We start from the raw sequence: 16,449 nt of genomic DNA, 5'->3' as shown, positions 1-16,449 counted from the left end.
CGTCGCTACATCCTTCGTTCGGACTACGCGATACCCGGTCCGGATACTCCACGCGGACGATGGCCCCCGGCGCGGCAAGGCCGACGATAGTCCCCATCCCAACGACTGCCAGCGCTGCATATCGCGGCGCTGGCGGTCACAACAAGGAGTGAGACTGGCCATGTCTGAACTGGAGTGCAAGGCAGCCATCCATGCCCTGACCTGCCGCTATGCGCAGGCGGTGGACCGGCGCGATTTCTCGAAACTGGCAGCGCTGTTCACGGCGGATGCATGGCTGAGCGGGCCGGGCTTCCGCATGGACGCAGCGCAGGCGATTGCTGACGGCATGGCATCGCTCGGCCAGTACAGCACCACGCAGCATCACGTGCACCAGCAACTGGTCGAAGTCGATGGCGATACCGCGACCGGCGAGACCTATTGCGTGGCCAACCATCTGTACGAACAGGACGGCGTGCCGCGCAAGCTGGATTGGGGCATCCGCTACCAGGACCGCTTCGTGCGGCGCGACGGCCAGTGGCGCATTGCCGCGCGCGAGCTGGTGGTGGACTGGACGCAGGACCTGCCGCTGCGGGGGGCATGATGACGACCCGTGTACTGGAAGGCAAGACCGCCCTCGTCACCGGCGGCGCCGGCGGCATCGGTGCGGCCAGCGCGCTGGCGCTGCTGCGCGATGGCGCGGCGGTGGTCCTCATGGGGCGGCGGCGCGAAGCGCTGGAAGCGGCACGTCGCAGCCTGTGCGCGCAGGTGGCCGGCGCCACCGTGGAAATCAGCGTCGGCGACGCTTGCCGCGAGGCTGACATGCAGGCCGCGCTGCAGCAGGCCTGGGCGCTGCAGCGGCGCCTCGATATCGTGGTCGCGACCGTTGGCGGGGGCGGTTTCCGTCCGCTGCTGATGCATGACGCGGCCTCCCTGATGGCGGAGCTTGAGCTGAACATCGCCAGCGCATTCCTGGCGGTGCGCCACGCGTCGCCGCTGATGGCACCGCATGGCGGTGCGATCGTCTGTATCTCGTCGAACGCGGCGCGCATGACCTGCCGCTGGCTGTCGGCGTACTGCGCCGCCAAGGCGGGGCTGGAGGCGTTCGTGCGCGCCGCGGCCGAGGAGCTGGCGGGATGCGGCATCCGCGTCAATGCGGTGCGGCCGGGGCTCACCCGCTCCGGCGCGACCGGGCCGATGTTCGACAACCCGGCCATCCTCGACAAGTTCGTCGCGCAGATGCCGCTGGGCCGCGCCGGCGAACCGGACGACATTGCCAGCGCGGTGCGCTACCTGGCGGGGCCGGAATCGGGCTGGGTGACCGGACAGAGCATCGCCGTGGACGGCGGCAGCGAGCTGCGCGGCAATCCCATCCTCGACGAAACCGTGGCTGCGGTGTATGGCGAAGCCGCGCTGCAGGCCGTTCTGACCGGCAGGATTCCCGAAGCCGGCTGAAGCCGGCAACCCAAGGAGAGAAACTATGCATCAAGTCAAGGACAAGGTTGCGCTGGTCACCGGCGCGGCCAGCGGGGTAGGGCGCGCCGACGTGCTGCTGCTGGCGGCCGAAGGTGCGCGCGTGGTCATCAGCGATGTCAACCAGGAGGCCGGGCAGGCACTGGCCCGCGAGATCGGGGACGCGGCCATGTTCGTGCGCCACGACATTGCCAGCGAGGAGGACTGGCGCAAGGCCATGGCCGCCACACAGGACCGCTTCGGCCGGCTCGACGTGCTGGTCAATAATGCGGCCATCTGTCCGCTCGGGTCGATCGAGGAAACCTCGCTCGACAGCTGGCGGGAGGTCATGCGGGTCAATGCCGACGGCTATTTCCTTGGTTGCAGGTTCGGTGTGCAGGCGATGAAGGGCAACCCCGCCGGGGGCTCCATCGTGGTGATGTCGTCGGTGGCGGCGCTGGGTGGGCTGCCGATGATGTGCGCGTACAGCGGCGCCAAAGGCGCCGTTACCGCGCTGACGCGCAGCGTGGCCGTGCACTGCAAGCAGAACGGCTACCGGATCCGCTGCAACTCGATCCATCCCGATGGCGTCTGGACGCCGATGACGCAGGCGCTGGTGCCGGACCTGGACCCGGCCACGCTCGGTATCGGCACCGACCCGATGGCACGGATGTGCCAGCCGGAGGATGTGGCCAAGCTGGTCCTGTTCCTGGCTTCGGACGCGTCGCGCTTTATCAATGGCGCGGAATTGCGCATCGATAACGCGCAGTTGATCTCGGGGCTGTAAGGCCCGCTGCGGCGGCCCGTGGAAGCAGGCCGCCGCAGCGCCAGGCTAGCTGTACTGCGTCACGATCTCGCCGACCGTGCGCAGGATGTCGCGGCGGCGATAGCCGAGCAGGGCGGTCTCGGCCGCATCCGGCTCGTAGTAGAGCGTATTGCCCCGGCCGAAGCAGATGGCCGAGTCCGGCAGCAACGGATGCTCCTGGTCGATGACAGGCGGCACCGGGCGGCCCGCGTCGCGGAAGAAGGCACCGAAATAGTCCTGGAACGACAGGTTCTCGTCACCTACCAGGTAAGCCTTGCCGTTTTCACCGCGCAGCAGGGCGCCTTCGATCGCTTCCGCGAGCGAAGTGGCCGAGATGAAGTTGACGCCGCCGGGCGGCGCGAAATCCGGCATCGGCGCAAAGTTGCCGCGGGCGTAGTCGGTATAGGCCTTGAACATCGGGACCATCAGGCCCGGCACCGTGCCCACGACGAACGGCGCGTTCACGCTGCACACGCGGAAGGCATCCGTGGCCAGCGCCCGCACGCCTTCGTCGGCCAGCTTGCGCGAGCGGATATAGGCGTTGTCCTCGGCCAGCTGCGGCTGCGCCTGCGGGTAGAAGCTGCCGACGTAGACGGCGACCCGGATCCCGGCAGCGCGCGCCGCGCGCAGGAAACGCGGCACGCCCTCGATGTTGGCGCGCTCCCAGTGCGCGGCTTCGTCGCCGCCGGGCGGCACGTGGCGCACATCGTTGCCGGCGGCGAAGACCAGCGCGTCGAAGGCGCCGAGCTGCGCGGCCGGGACGTCATTGGCGATGTAGTCGCAGCGCAGGAAGTCCAGCCCGCCCAGCGCCGTGCCAGGCGCGGGGCGGTTGCGCCCCGCGATGGTGACGTCGTGCCCGTGGCTGCGCAGGTGCAGGGCCGCGTGGCCCCCGATCATGCCGGTGCCGCCGACGATCAGTATCTTCATGCTTGTCTCCTGGTGGGGTGGTGTGGCCGCGGTGCGCGGCCATCAGAGGTTCATGCCGTTGCCGCCGATGACCGGCATGTTGGTCCACGCGCCCCTGGGGTCGCGATACCAGCCGGCCGCGGCCAGCGCGCCGCCATTGACATGCAGCGCCGTGCCGGTGATCCAGGCCGCGCGCGGGCCGACCAGGAACAGGATGCCGTCGGCAATGTCGCGCGGCGTGCCGAAGCGGCCCAGCGGAATCCAGCGCGGGATATGGTGCCGGTGTTCCGCCGCGACCATCTGCGACACCGGAACCTGCGGCGTTTCGGTGGTCTCGGGGGCGATCAGGTTGACGCGGATGCCCGCCGGCGCCAGTTCCAGCGCCAGGCTCTGCGTGAAGCCGGTGATGGCGGCCTTGAAGGCGCCATAGACGCTGCAGTAGGGAATGCCGCGGAACGCCTCGATCGACGACACCGTGACGATGCTGCCGGCGGCACTGCGCCGCAGCAGCGGCAGCATGGCGCGCGTGACGGTGAACACGTGGCCCAGGTTGGCGGCGTAGAGGCTCGCGATCTCGTCGTCGGCATAGTGCTCGAACGGTTTGGCGATGCGCAGGAAATCGCCGACGTTGTTGACCAGCACGTCCAGCACCCCGAAACGCTGTTCGACCTGCGCAGCCAGTTCGCGCACGGTGCCGGCATCGGTGGCATCGCCCTGTACCACCAGCACTTCCGTGCCGGTCTTGCCCAGCAGCGCCCCCGGGCCTGCCCGGCGCGCTGTGCGTCGATCTCGATCAGCGCCACGCGCGCCCCCTGTTCCTGGAAGGCTTGCGCGCTGGCGAGCCCGATGCCGGCGCCGCCGCCGGTGACCAGCACGGTCTTGTCGGTGAAATCCATCTGAGTCGTTCTCCTTCGGTTGCCCTGTGGTGTACGGCCATTTGATCGGCGGCAGGCGCGACCGGCATCGTCCGATTGCAGGTCAGGGAAAACACCGAGAGGGCGCAAACCAGGGCAAACAAGGGCGCCGAGTGCCGGACATCGGCAGGCAGCCTCCCTATAATCTGCGCTGCCCAGGTGCCGCAGAGCACCGGTCAGTCCACGCATGGAGTGTGGAAACAGGAGACAGACAATGTTGATGGCGACCGTAGAGGCGCAAGGGGCGGCGTCGCCCTGGTTTGCGCAGTCCGGACTGAGCCTGCCGCATTTCAGCGCGCTGCTGGCGGCGGTCTACGAAGGGCCGATGGAGCCCGTACCCTGGGGCCGCGCGCTGGAAATGCTGCGCAATCAACTTGATGCCAGCTATGTGAGCTTCATCCTGCGCTCGCCCGCGAGCGACCGCAGTGGCATCGCGGTGCATGCGTCGCAGCACGGCACTTCGCTCGAGGCCGAGGCGTCGTACAACACCTACTACTACGCCATCGATCCCTTTATCAACCTGCCCACCGACCGGGCCGTGACGGTCGACGAAGCGATGGGCGCCGGCAACTGGTGCCGCAGCGAGATCTACCGGCAGTTCCTGCAGCCGCTTGGCGTGCGCTACCTGCTGGGCGCGGACATCTGCACCGAAGACGGGGTCGAGTGCCGGCTGCGCGTCTGCCGCCAGCACGACGCGCAGGACTTCTCCGAGGTGGACAAGGCGGCGTGCGCTACCATCCTGCCGCACCTGCGGCGCGCGGTCCGGCTGCATTCCAGGCTGGATGTGGTCGAATCGGAGCGCAGCCTCTATGCTGGCGCGATCGACCGCATGCTGGTGGGCATGGTCATCCTCGACGCAGCCGGCGCAATCCTGAAGAAGAATGCGGAAGCCGACGAGATCCTTGCGGAGAACGATGGCATCCGCCTCAACGGCGCCAGCTTCGAGATCGCCTACGCACAGGAAAGCCGCAAGTTCCAGTACCTGCTGCGCCGCGCCCAGATGGGGCACCACGGCAGCGCGCCGGCGCTGGCCGAAGCCATGTCGATCACCCGCCCCTCGGGGCGCGGCAAGCTGGGCGTGCTGATCCGCACCATTCCGCTCAGCGAATGGTCCGAAGACCACCGCCATCGCCCGGCCTGCGCGGTCTTTATCCGCGATCCCGAGCGCAAGTCGCGCGCCTCGCATGAGGTGGTGCGCAAGCTGTTCGACCTCACGCCCGCCGAAACCGCGCTGGCGCTGGTGCTTGCCGACGGCATGACGCTCGACGAAGCCGCCGAGGCGCTGGGCACCAGCAAGAACACGGCGCGCGCCCACCTGCGCGCGATCTTCTCCAAGACGGGGGTCACGCGGCAGGCCACACTGGTGCGCATGCTGCTGAGCAGTGTGGTAACGCTCGGCTGAGCGCCGGGGCGCCATCTACGCACGCGTGTTCCAGGGCACGCGTAACTCCCTTGTGGCCCGATGTTCGGTTCTCCTAGTCCGAATGGAGGATGAGTCCCGCCATCCGCGCCGCTAGCATGCATTCGACAAGCGGGCGCGGCACACGGATGGCACCTCAGACGGACGCAGCGACGCGTGCTGTCCGCGCCCGCTCCTGTTCCGCGCACGCATCAACCTGTCCGGCCCCGGCCGGACCCTGTACCAGGGAGCGTGGAGCATGGAAAAAGTCATCTATATCGTCTGGCGCGATTCCCAGACCGAGCCGGGGGAGTTCGCGCGCCGGCTGCGCACGACGCTTGCGGACAAGCTATTGGCGCTGGGCGCGCGCGGACTGCAGGTGAACGTGGCGGATGACGCGGTGTTGCCGGCCGCGGGCCTGCGCCAGGCGAATACCCGTCCACAGATGGAAGGGCTGGTCTCGGTCTGGATGGACAGCGCCATCGACCGCCTGCGGCAGCCGTTCGACCAGGCGATCGAGGCCGCCGTGGGCCGCATGGCCGGCTACCTTGTGACGGAGTCCCAGCCCATCCGCAATACACGTTTCCCGGCCGCGCCGGGCGCACGCACGCCCGGCTTCGCGCAGCTTGCCTTCCTTACCCGGCCGCCCCGGCTTACGCCGCAGGCCTGGCTGGACCTCTGGCACAACCACCATACGCCGGTGGCGGTCGAGACCCAGGACAACTTCCTCTACGTGCAGAACGTGGTGGTGCGCCCGCTCACCTACGCCGCGCCGCACTACGACGCCATTGTCGAAGAGGGCTTCCCCGATGCGGCGATGACCGACCCGCAGGCGTTCTTCGACGCGGCCGGCGACGAAGACAAGTTCCAGCGCAACCTGCAGGCCATGATGGAAAGCTGCCAGCGCTTCATCGACTTCGACAAGATCGACGTGATCCCCACCAGCCAGTACCTCGTGCGCCCGGCAGCGGCCTGACGCCCGCGCCGGACCGGCTAGTCCCACTGGACGATGTGCCGGGCTGCAGCGCACGGAAGAATGGTCCCATCAGCCAGCAGTGGCAACGAACCTGAGGAGACCGGCATGTTGGATATTCGTGCGCTTGGCTACATCGTGGTCGAGTCCACCGACATCGGGCAGTGGCGAGGCTATGCCGAGCAGGTGCTCGGCATGGCCTGTTCCGGCGCGCCCGGCGGTGCGCTGTACGTGAAGATGGATGAGCGCGACTACCGCTACCTGGTAGTGCCCGGTGCGCGCGACCGCTACCTGGCATCGGGCTGGGAGCTGGCCGACGAGCCTGCCTATCGCCATGCGCTCGAGACGCTGCGCCAGGCCAACGTCGAAGTCGTGCACGCCAGCCCCGCGGAACTGGCGCAGCGCCGCGTGCAGGCGATGGCCTGGTTTGCCGATCCGTCCGGCAACCGCCACGAGGTCTCGTGGGGCATGCGCTCCGACTTCCTGCGCTTTGTCTCGCCGGTTGGCGTGCCGCGCTTCATCACCGACCCGATGGGCGCGGGCCATACCGTGCTGCCGGCACCGGCCTTCGACCAGACCTATGCCTTCCTGCGCGACGTGATGGGCTTCGGCCTGTCCGACATCTTCCGCGTGCGCTTCACCAGCGACCCCAACGAGCCGGAGAAGCGCATCCACTTCCTGCACTGCGCCAACGCCCGCCACCACAGCCTGGCGATCTTCGAGATGCCGTCCGAAGCAGGCTGCATCCACGTGATGGCCGAGGTGCCCGACATGGCCGAGGTGGGCCGCGCGCTGGACCGCGTGCAGCAGCACGGCGTGAAGCTGTCGGCCACGCTGGGGCAGCACTGCAATGACCGCATGACTTCCTTCTACATGAAGACCCCCGGCGGCTTCGACCTCGAGTTCGGGCACGGCGGGCTGGCGGTGGACTGGAGCCAGCACGCCGCCTACGAGGCCACGCGGGTAAGCCTGTGGGGCCATGACTTCAGCATCGGATACCGCTAAGCGCGGCACAGACCTATGACCAAGACGATCGACAAGACCATGAGCGCGGCCGACGTGGTCGGCCAGCTCGCCGACGGCATGACCATCGGCATCGGTGGCTGGGGCCCGCGCCGCAAGCCCATGGCGCTGGTGCGCGAGATCCTGCGCTCGCCGCTGAAAGACCTGACGGTGGTCGCCTACGGCGGCCCCGAGGTGGGCATGCTGTGCGCCGCCGGCAAGGTGCGCCGGCTGGTGTTCGGCTTTGTCTCGCTCGACGTGATCCCGCTCGAGCCGTACTTCCGCCAGGCGCGCGAGCGCGGCCTGCTGGCGGTGACGGAACTGGACGAAGGCATGCTGCAACTGGGCCTGCGCGCCGCCGCCGCGCGCCTGCCGTTCCTGCCGACGCGCGCCGCGCTGGGCACCGATGTGCTGGACCGCAACCCGCACCTGAAGACGGTCCGTTCGCCGTACGACGATGGCGAAGTCCTGCTGGCGATGCCGGCGATCCCGCTGGACGCGGCGCTGCTGCACGTGAACGAAAGCGATGTGCTCGGCAACACCCGCATCGACGGCCCCGATCCGTTCTTCGACGAGTGGTTCGCGCGCGCCGCGCAGCGCTGCTATGTCAGCTGCGAAACGCTGCACCCGCGCCTCGAAGACATCGACCTGGCGCGCGCCCGCAACAACCCGTTCGAACGCGCGCTGGTGAGCGGCGTGGTCCACGCGCCGGCGGGAGCCCATCCCACTTCGTGCGCGCCGGCCTATGGCTGGGACCTGCCGGCGCTGAAGTCCTACTGCGCCAGCGCCGACGCGGAAGACGGCTTCCGCGCCTACCGCGACGAGGTGGTGGGCGACAGCGAGGCGCACTACCTGGCGTGCATCGGCGGCCCTGGCCACGTGCACGACCTGCCGCTGCCCGTACTTTGATCCCCAAGGAGCGACCGTGAGCGCCACTTATGAATTCACCCGCGCCGAGCTGATGATTGCCGTCGCCGCCCGCGCCTGGCGCGACGACGGCGAGGTGCTGGCCACCGGCATCGGCACCGGCCCGCGCATCGCCGCCGGTCTGGCGCGGCTTGCGCACAACCCGGGCCTGCTGCTGACCGACGGCGAGGCCTACCTGGTCGAAACGCCGGTGCCGCTGGGCCCGCGCGAACCGGACTACCAGGTGCGCGCGAGCGGCTGGATGGGCTATGCGCGCGTGTTCGACTGCCTGTGGGGCGGGCGCCGCCACGCGCTGGTGATGCCGACGCAGATCGACCGCTTCGGCCAGGCCAATATCTCCTGCCTGGGCGGCACCCATGCGCAGCCCAAGACGCAGCTGCTCGGCGCGCGCGGCTTCCCGGGCAACAGCATCCACCACGCCAACTCCTACTTCGTGCCCGGGCACAGCACGCGCGCCTTTGTCGCCGGCGAAGTCGACATGGTCTGCAGCGTCGGCTACAACCCGGCGCGGCGGATCGAAGGCATGCGCAGCTTCGTCGACCTGCGCGTGATCGTCACCGACCTGTGCGTGATGGATTTCGGCGGGCCGGAACATGCCATCCGCGTGCGTTCGCTGCACCCCGGCGTGAGCCTGGACCAGGTGCAGGCAGCCACCGGTTTCGCCCTGGCCAACGCGCCCGGTGAAGCGCTGCCGGAGACGGCGGCGCCGACGCCGGAAGAGTTGCGGCTGATTGCGCAGCTCGATCCGCACAACCTGCGCGCCGCGATCGTGCGCGGCAATCCTGCCGGACGCGCGTGACACGGAGATCCAAGCCATGACATCGCCAGCTACCGAAGCCATCGAACTGGGCCCCAACGCCGAAGTGCTCTACCAGGTCGCGGACGGCATTGCCACCGTGACCATGAACCGGCCGCAGTTCCACAACGCGCAGAACTCGAAGATGACGTATGCGCTGGACGAGGCCTACCGGCGCGCCGCCGCCGACGACGCGGTCAAGGTGATCGTGCTGCGCGGCGCCGGCAAGCATTTCTCGGCCGGGCACGACATCGGCACGCCGGGGCGCGATATCAACGAGACCTTCGAGCGCGCCTCGCTCTGGTATGACCACGTCAACAAGCCCGGCGGCGAGTTCCTCTATGCGCGCGAGCAGGAGGTCTACCTGGGCATGTGCCGGCGCTGGCGCGAGCTGCCCAAGCCCACCATCGCCATGGTGCACGGCGCCTGCATCGCCGGCGGCCTGATGCTGGCCTGGGTGTGCGACCTGATCGTGGCCTCCGACGATGCCTTCTTTGCCGATCCGGTGGTGCGCATGGGGATTCCCGGCGTCGAGTACTTCGCGCATGCGTATGAGCTGCACCCGCGCATCGCCAAGGAATTCCTGTTCCTGGGCGAGCGCATGGGCGCCGAGCGCGCCGAGCGCATGGGCATGGTCAACCGCGTCGTGCCGCGCGACGTGCTGGAGGATACCGTCTACGGCATGGCCGCCAAGGTCGCGCAGATGCCGCGCTTGGGCCTGACGCTGACCAAGCAGGCGGTCAACCACGTGGAGGACCTGCAGGGCAAGCGCACCGCGATGGATGCGGTCTTTGCCTGGCACCACTTTGCCCATGCGCACAACGAACTGGTCAGCGGCGACAAGCTGGGCGGCTACGACGCGCGCGCGATGGCGGCGTCGCAACGCACCGGCGGCGAGGACAAGGCATGAGCAACGCGAGCCTGCACACAGTGCTGTGCGACCTGCTGGGTTGCCGCTATCCGATCGTGCAGACGGCGATGGGCTGGGTGGCGGACGCGAAGCTGGTCGCTGCCAGCGGCAACGCCGGGGCCTTCGGCTTTCTTGCCGGCGCGACCATTCCGCCCGGCGAGGTCGAGCAGGAGATCCTGCGCGTGAAGGCGCTCAGCGACCGGCCCTTCGGCATCAACTTCCACATGTTCCAGCCCAACGCGCACGAAGTCATCGAGATGGCGATCCGCCACCGGCTGCGTGCGGTCAGCTACGGGCGCGGCCCGGACGCGAAGATGGTCGGCCGGCTCAAGGCGGCAGGCATCGTCTGCATGCCGACCGTGGGCGCCGCCAAGCACGCGGCCAAGGCCGTGGAAATGGGCGCGGACGTGGTCACGGTGCAGGGCGGCGAGGGCGGCGGCCATACCGGCGGCACGCCCACCACGCTGCTGCTGCCACAGGTGCTGGACAGCGTCAGCGTGCCGGTGGTGGCGGCGGGCGGCTTCTTCGACGGCCGCGGGCTGGCCGCGGCGCTGGCCTATGGCGCCGCCGGCGTGGCCATGGGCACGCGCTTCCTGATGTCGGCCGAGTCGCCGGTGCCGGCGCAGACGCTGGAGCGCTACGTCAAGGTGCGCGACCCGGCCCACATCCGCGTCTCGCTGGCAATCGACGGGCTGCCGCAGCGGATGATCGACAACGATTTGCTGGTCGGGCTGGAAAAGGCCGGCCCGTTGCGGCGCACCTGGCTGGCACTGGCGGCCGCGCGCAAATGGCAGGCGCGTACCGGCATGCGCAGCACGCAGCTGCTGGCGACGGCCTGGCGCGCGATGCGCGAGCAGGACTACAGCGCCGCGCAGACGCTGATGGCCGCCAATGCGCCAGTGCTGATCCAGCGCGCGATGGTGGAGGGGTGCCCGGATGAAGGGGTGCTGCCCAGCGGGCAGGCGGCCGCGGCGATCGGCGCGATCGAGTCGTGCGAGCAGATCGTGGCCGGGATGGTCACCGCGGCGCGAGCGCGGATGGAGGCGCTGGCATTGCGGCAGGGTGGGCTTCGTTGATGCGCCCGGCCCTCACCCCGGCCCTCTCCCGCAAGCGGGAGAGGGAGTACCCCGACCGAAGCGGTCAGGACTGCGTGCGTTGCAAGCGCCGCCGGTTTGCTCCCCTCTCCCGCTCGCGGGAGAGGGGCAGGGGGTGAGGGCAGGCGCTACCGCAGCAGCGAGCCGTCAACGCCCGAACCAACGCATCAACAACATGATAGCCAATTCAACCATGCAAGCGACGCACCAACCCTTCCGCATCGACACCGCCGACGGCATCGCCGAACTGGTGATCGACCACCCGCCCGTCAACGCGCTCGACAACGCCGGCTGGCACGCGCTGGCCGCGGCCATCGACCGCCTCGGCACCGATCCCGCCGTGCGCGTGATCGTGCTGCGCGGAGAAGGCCGCGGCTTTTGCGCGGGCGTCGATATCAAGGAACTGTCGGCGCACCCGGAACGCATCGTCGACGTCAACGCCGGCAACTACGCGACCTTTCGCGCCGTGCACCGCAATCCCAAGCCGGTCATCGTTGCCGTGCACGGCTTCGTGCTGGGCGGCGGCATCGGCATCTGCGGCGCGGCCGACATCATCGTCGCGTCGGAGTGCGCGCGCTTTGGCGTGCCCGAGATCGACCGCGGCGCCATGGGCGGCGGCGCGCACCTGCAGCGCATGTTCGGCGTGCAGAAGGTCCGGGCCATGTACTTCACCGGGGAGATGATCGACGCCGCCGAAGCCTTTCGCCTGGGCGCGGTCGAGCGCGTGGTGCCGCGCGCCGGACTGCGCGATGCCGCCATGGCGCTGGCGCGCCAGATCGCGGCCAAGAGCCCGGCCATGCTGCAGCTGGCCAAGGAAGCGCTCAACGGCGTGGAAGACGGCAACCTGGAAGACAAGTACCGCTGGGAGCAAGGCTTCACGCTGCAGGCGTACATGAGCGCCGACTCCGGCGAGGCGCGCGCCGCGTTCGTCGAAGGCCGGGAAGCTTCCTTCGCCCAGGGAGCACGCGATGCAGCTTGAGTACACCGACGCCCAGCGCGCCTTCCGCGCCGAGGTACGCGACTGGATGGCCGCGCACGTGCCGCGCACGCCGCTGGAAAGCTTCGACACGGAAGCCGGCTTTGCCCAGCACCGCGCCTGGGAGGCCACCCTCAACCAGGGCCGCTGGAGCATGGTCACGTGGCCCGCAGAACTGGGCGGGCGCGGCTGCGACCTGATCGAATGGCTGATCTTCGAGGAAGAGTACTGGCGCGCCGGCGCGCCGATGCGCGTGAACCAGAACGGCATCTTCCTCCTCGGCCCCACGCTGATGGAATTCGGCACCGAGGCGCAGAAAGCACGCTTCCTGCCGCGCATGGCCGCCGGCGAGCATATCTGGGCGCAGGGCTGGTCCGAGCCCAACGCCGGCTCCGACATGGCCGCGATCCGCTGCAGTGCGATCCGCGACGGCGATGACTATGTGATCAACGGCCAGAAGATCTGGTCGACGCGCGCGGTGTGGGCCGACTGGCTGTTCGGGCTGTTCCGCACCGACCCGGCGTCGACGCGCCACCACGGGCTGACCTTCGTGCTGGTGCCGCTGAATACGCCCGGCATCACCGTGCGCCCGATCCGCCAGCTCAACGGCCAGACCGGCTTTGCCGAAATCTTCTTCGACGACGTGCGCGTGCCGGTGGAAAACCGCCTGGCCGCCGAAGGCGCCGGCTGGCAGGTGGCGATGGCCACCGCCGGCTTCGAGCGTGGCCTGATGCTGCGCTCGCCCGCCCGCTTCCAGGAAACCGCGCGCGCGCTGGTGCGGCTGTACCAGGCCAACCGCGAGGCCGCGGACCGCGACCCGTCGCTGCGCGAAGCGGTGCTGCGCGCGTGGATGGATGCCGAGGCCTACACGCTGTCGACCTACGCCACCGCGAGCCGGCTGGTAAAGGGCGGCCACATCGGCGCGGAATCGAGCACCAACAAGGTGTTCTGGTCCGAGCTGGACATCCATATGCACGATACCGCGCTGGCCATCCTGGGGCAGGCCGCCGAAGTCGCGCCCGCCGGCCAGCCGCCGGGTTCGCTCGGCCACTGGCTGGATGGCTTCCTGTTCTCGCAGGCCGGGCCGATCTACGCCGGCACCAACGAGATCCAGCGCAACATCGTCGCCGAGCGCCTGCTCGGCATGCCGCGCGCATGACGGCACCCGGGGAATACACATGGATTTCGCATTGACCGAAGAGCAGGAACAGTTTGCCGAGGCGATCCGGCGCTTCCTGATGACCGAGATGACGCCGGAGCTGACGCGCGAGTTGTGGGCGACCGAGACCGGCCGCTCCGATGCGCTGTGGCGGCAACTGGCCGACCAGGGCATGACCGCCGTGATGGTGCCGGCGGAGCAGGGCGGGCTCGGTCTGGCCGAGCTCGAATGGGCGCCGCTGGCGCAGGCGTGCGGCTATTTTGCGCTGCCTGAGCCGCTGCTCGATACCGCGCTGGTGGCGGCTGGCCTGCTGCGCGATGCACTCGATGCCGCGCCCGATGCCGCAACGCGCGAGCGCTGCGCTGCGCTGCTGGAACGCATCGCCGCCGGCGAGGCGCGCGTGGCGGTCGCGCACCCGCAGGACCGGCTGGTGGCGGACGCCCATGTCGCCGACGCCGTCCTGTGCGCGCATGACGGGGCCGTGCACCTGCTGCGGCCGGACCAGGCCAGGTTGACGGCGCGCACGGGCCTGGATCCGTCGCGCCGGCTGTTCGAGCTGGCGTGGACGCCGGGCGCCGGGACCCGGCTGGTCCCGGCGGCGGCCGGCGCTGGCCTGTGGGATGCGGCGCTGAACCGGGGGGCGCTCGGCGTGGCCGCGCAGCAGCTGGGCCTGACCCAGCGCATGCTCGACCTGGCGATCGACTACAGCGCGCAGCGCAAGCAGTTCGGCAAGGCCATCGGCGCCTACCAGGCGGTCAAGCACCTGCTGGCGGACGTGGCGATCCAGCTGGAGTTTGCCAAGCCGGTGCTGCTGCGCGCCGCTGCCGCATTGGCACACAACCTGCCGCACGCCGGGCTGCATGTCTCGCATGCCCGCGTCGCCGCCGCGCGTTGCGCGTGGAGCGCGGCGCGCCAGGCGATCCAGGTGCATGGCGCGATGGGCTACACCTGGGAGCTGGACCTGCAGATCTTCACCAAGCGCGCCTGGGCTCTGGCGGGAAGCTGGGGCGACCGCGCCTTCCACAAGGCACGCCTGGGCGCGCACATCCTGGACGGCGAGCACGCGATCGGCGCCGGCGCCACCTTTGCCTGAATCGCCCGATCCCAAGGAGAACCAAGACCATGAACCACGCCTATATCGTTGATGCCCTGCGCACCCCCACCGGGCGCCGCAAGGGTGGACTGTCGCACCTGCACGGCGCCGACCTGGGCGGCTTCGTGCTGGCCGAGCTGGTGCGCCGCAACGGCATTCCCGCAGAAGACTATGACGACGTGGTGTTCGGCTGCGTCGACACCATCGGCCCGCTGGCCGGCAATATCGCGCGCAGCGCGTGGCTGGCGGCCGGGCTGCCGCTGACCGTGCCGGGCGTGACGGTGGACCGCCAGTGCGGCTCGTCGCAGCAGGCCGTGCACTTCGCCGCGCAGGCGGTGATGAGCGGCACGCAGGACGTGGTGATCGCCGGCGGCGTGCAGACCATGACCCAGATCCCGATCTCGTCGGCGATGCTGGCCGGTCAGGCGCTCGGCTTTGCCGACCCGTTCTCGGGCAGCAAGGGCTGGCAGGCGCGCTTCGGCGATGCGCCGGTGTCGCAGTTCCACGCGGCGCAGCGCATTGCCGAGCACTGGAAGCTGTCGCGCGAGGCCATGGAGGCCTATGCGCTGGAGAGCCACCAGCGCGCGGCCGCGGCGATCGAGGCCGGCCGCTTCGCGCGCGAGATCGTGCCGTGCGAAGGCGTGACCCGGGACGAAACCCCGCGTCCCGATACCACGCTGGCCAGGATGGCCGCACTCGAACCGCTGATGCCGGGCAGTTCGCTGACCGCTGCCGTGTCCAGCCAGACCGCCGATGCCGCCGCCGCGCTGCTGATCGTGTCCGAGGACGCGCTCAAGCGCTACGGCCTGACGCCGCGCGCGCGCATCGCGCATATGAGCGTGCTGGGCGACGACCCGCTGTGGATGCTGACCGCGCCGATTCCGGCAACCAAGCGCGCGCTGGAGCGCAGCGGCCTGCGCCTGGCCGATATCGATGTGGTCGAGATCAACGAGGCCTTCGCCTCGGTGGCGATGGCATGGCTGGCCGAGACCGGCTATGCACCCGAGCGCACCAACCCCAACGGCGGCGCCATCGCGCTGGGCCACCCGCTCGGCGCCACCGGCGCGCGCCTGATGACCACGCTGCTGCACGAACTGGAACGCACCGGTGGCCGCTACGGCCTGCAGACCATGTGCGAAGGCGGCGGGCTGGCCAACGTCACCATCATCGAACGGTTGTAAGGAGCACATCATGGGCATTTGCGACGGACGCACCGTCATCATCACCGGCGCCGGCGGCGGGCTGGGCCGTGCCTATGCGCTGGCCTTCGGCGCCGAGGGCGCCAACGTGGTCGTCAACGACATCCGGCGCGACGCGGCCGAGGCGGTCTGCGCGGAGATCCGCGCCGCCGGCGGCAGCGCCCTGGCCAGCGACGACGACATCACGCAGATTGCCACCGCGCAGCGCATCGTCGATGCCGCGGTCGCGGCCTACGGCGAAGTGCATGTGCTGATCAACAACGCCGGCATCTGCCGCGACCGCATGTTCGTCAGCCTGACCGAGTCGGACTGGGACGAGGTCATGCGCGTGCACCTGCGCGGCCACTTCTGCCTGGCCAACCTGCTGGCGCGGCGCTGGCGCGATGCCGCCAAGGCCGGCCGCACGGTCGACGCGCGCATCATCAACACCAGCTCCGGCGCGGGCCTGCAAGGCTCGGTCGGCCAGTCCAACTATGCCGCGGCCAAGGCCGGAATTGCCGCGCTGACGCTGGTGCAGGCCGCGGAACTGGGCCGCTACGGCATCACCGCCAACGCCCTCGCGCCGGCCGCACGCACCGGCATGACCGAAGACGTGTTCGCCGACATGATGAAGGCGCCGGAGGGCGGCTTCGACTACTACGACCCGGCCAACGTCGCGCCGCTGGTGGTGTGGCTGGGCAGCGCCGGCTCCGCGCAGGTCAATGGCCGCATGTTCGAGGCGGCCGGCGGCATGGTGTCGGTGGCCGACGGCTGGCGCACCGGCCCCAAGGCCGACAAGGGCGGGCGCTGGCAACCGGCTGAAGTCGGCGCGGCAGTGGCGGGGCTGCTGGCACAGGCGCAGCCGCCCCAGGCGGTGTACGGCAGCTGA

The 16,449-nt window shown here is 69.7% G+C and carries 16 protein-coding genes and 1 pseudogene; 15 read left to right on the top strand and 2 right to left on the bottom strand.

What is annotated here, in order from left to right; all coding sequences use genetic code 11:
* The first annotated feature begins 160 nt into the window (after positions 1 to 160).
* From GA0116996_RS12505 to GA0116996_RS12495, 3 genes are read left to right on the top strand one after another with little or no spacing between them, the layout of a single operon-like run.
* Positions 161 to 580 (top strand): nuclear transport factor 2 family protein, encoded by a 420-nt coding sequence (locus GA0116996_RS12505; protein ID WP_092311569.1) that lies wholly within the window; start codon positions 161 to 163, stop codon positions 578 to 580.
* Positions 577 to 1,431 (top strand): SDR family NAD(P)-dependent oxidoreductase, encoded by an 855-nt coding sequence (locus tag GA0116996_RS12500; RefSeq protein WP_425248312.1) that lies wholly within the window; start codon positions 577 to 579, stop codon positions 1,429 to 1,431. The genes GA0116996_RS12505 and GA0116996_RS12500 overlap by 4 nt, the downstream gene beginning before the upstream one ends.
* Before the next feature lie 25 nt (positions 1,432 to 1,456).
* Positions 1,457 to 2,215, top strand: a complete 759-nt coding sequence (locus tag GA0116996_RS12495; protein WP_092311566.1) for an SDR family oxidoreductase — start codon at positions 1,457 to 1,459, stop codon at positions 2,213 to 2,215.
* Positions 2,216 to 2,260: 45 nt separating this feature from the next.
* Here the strand turns inward: GA0116996_RS12495 and GA0116996_RS12490 are convergent, their stop codons facing one another.
* On the bottom strand, positions 2,261 to 3,160 hold the full coding sequence (locus GA0116996_RS12490; protein ID WP_092311563.1) for an NAD-dependent epimerase/dehydratase family protein: 900 nt from the start codon (positions 3,158 to 3,160) through the stop codon (positions 2,261 to 2,263).
* Positions 3,161 to 3,202: 42 nt separating this feature from the next.
* Positions 3,203 to 4,035: pseudogene (locus tag GA0116996_RS12485) on the bottom strand (SDR family NAD(P)-dependent oxidoreductase).
* 232 nt (positions 4,036 to 4,267) lie between these two features.
* On the opposite strand from GA0116996_RS12485, the gene GA0116996_RS12480 reads away from it, so the two are divergent.
* The 12 genes from GA0116996_RS12480 (at position 4,268) to GA0116996_RS12425 (ending at position 16,449) form a co-directional block, all read left to right on the top strand.
* Positions 4,268 to 5,455: a helix-turn-helix transcriptional regulator gene (locus GA0116996_RS12480; protein WP_092311560.1), complete on the top strand. Its 1,188-nt coding sequence runs from the start codon at positions 4,268 to 4,270 to the stop codon at positions 5,453 to 5,455.
* A 256-nt stretch (positions 5,456 to 5,711) separates the two neighbouring features.
* The gene (locus tag GA0116996_RS12475; protein ID WP_092311557.1) at positions 5,712 to 6,428 is read left to right on the top strand and encodes an EthD domain-containing protein; all 717 of its coding nucleotides are present in this window, start codon (positions 5,712 to 5,714) and stop codon (positions 6,426 to 6,428) included.
* Between the two features lie 105 nt (positions 6,429 to 6,533).
* On the top strand, positions 6,534 to 7,430 hold the full coding sequence (locus tag GA0116996_RS12470) for a VOC family protein (protein ID WP_092311554.1): 897 nt from the start codon (positions 6,534 to 6,536) through the stop codon (positions 7,428 to 7,430).
* 15 nt (positions 7,431 to 7,445) lie between these two features.
* The gene (locus tag GA0116996_RS12465; protein ID WP_092311551.1) at positions 7,446 to 8,336 is read left to right on the top strand and encodes a CoA transferase subunit A; all 891 of its coding nucleotides are present in this window, start codon (positions 7,446 to 7,448) and stop codon (positions 8,334 to 8,336) included.
* Positions 8,337 to 8,352: 16 nt separating this feature from the next.
* Complete coding sequence (locus GA0116996_RS12460; RefSeq protein ID WP_092311548.1) at positions 8,353 to 9,153, top strand: CoA-transferase subunit beta; 801 nt, start codon at positions 8,353 to 8,355, stop codon at positions 9,151 to 9,153.
* Between the two features lie 16 nt (positions 9,154 to 9,169).
* Positions 9,170 to 10,060, top strand: a complete 891-nt coding sequence (locus GA0116996_RS12455) for an enoyl-CoA hydratase (protein WP_092311545.1) — start codon at positions 9,170 to 9,172, stop codon at positions 10,058 to 10,060.
* The gene (locus GA0116996_RS12450) at positions 10,057 to 11,136 is read left to right on the top strand and encodes an NAD(P)H-dependent flavin oxidoreductase (RefSeq protein ID WP_092311542.1); all 1,080 of its coding nucleotides are present in this window, start codon (positions 10,057 to 10,059) and stop codon (positions 11,134 to 11,136) included. The genes GA0116996_RS12455 and GA0116996_RS12450 overlap by 4 nt, the downstream gene beginning before the upstream one ends.
* A 211-nt stretch (positions 11,137 to 11,347) precedes the next feature.
* Positions 11,348 to 12,133: an enoyl-CoA hydratase family protein gene (locus GA0116996_RS12445; RefSeq protein WP_092311539.1), complete on the top strand. Its 786-nt coding sequence runs from the start codon at positions 11,348 to 11,350 to the stop codon at positions 12,131 to 12,133.
* Entirely contained in the window at positions 12,123 to 13,289 is a 1,167-nt protein-coding gene (locus GA0116996_RS12440; protein ID WP_092311536.1) for an acyl-CoA dehydrogenase family protein, read from the top strand. The genes GA0116996_RS12445 and GA0116996_RS12440 overlap by 11 nt, the downstream gene beginning before the upstream one ends.
* Before the next feature lie 19 nt (positions 13,290 to 13,308).
* The gene (locus GA0116996_RS12435) at positions 13,309 to 14,382 is read left to right on the top strand and encodes an acyl-CoA dehydrogenase family protein (protein ID WP_092311533.1); all 1,074 of its coding nucleotides are present in this window, start codon (positions 13,309 to 13,311) and stop codon (positions 14,380 to 14,382) included.
* A 29-nt stretch (positions 14,383 to 14,411) separates the two neighbouring features.
* On the top strand, positions 14,412 to 15,563 hold the full coding sequence (locus GA0116996_RS12430) for an acetyl-CoA C-acetyltransferase (RefSeq protein ID WP_092311530.1): 1,152 nt from the start codon (positions 14,412 to 14,414) through the stop codon (positions 15,561 to 15,563).
* 10 nt (positions 15,564 to 15,573) lie between these two features.
* Entirely contained in the window at positions 15,574 to 16,449 is an 876-nt protein-coding gene (locus tag GA0116996_RS12425; protein WP_092311526.1) for an SDR family oxidoreductase, read from the top strand.

It is taken from the genome of Cupriavidus alkaliphilus (assembly GCF_900094595.1).
In the GTDB taxonomy this organism is placed as follows: Bacteria; Pseudomonadota; Gammaproteobacteria; order Burkholderiales; family Burkholderiaceae; genus Cupriavidus; species Cupriavidus alkaliphilus.
The sequence above is the reverse complement of the archived record's forward strand: the minus strand, read 5'-3'. Positions and strand labels throughout refer to the sequence as shown.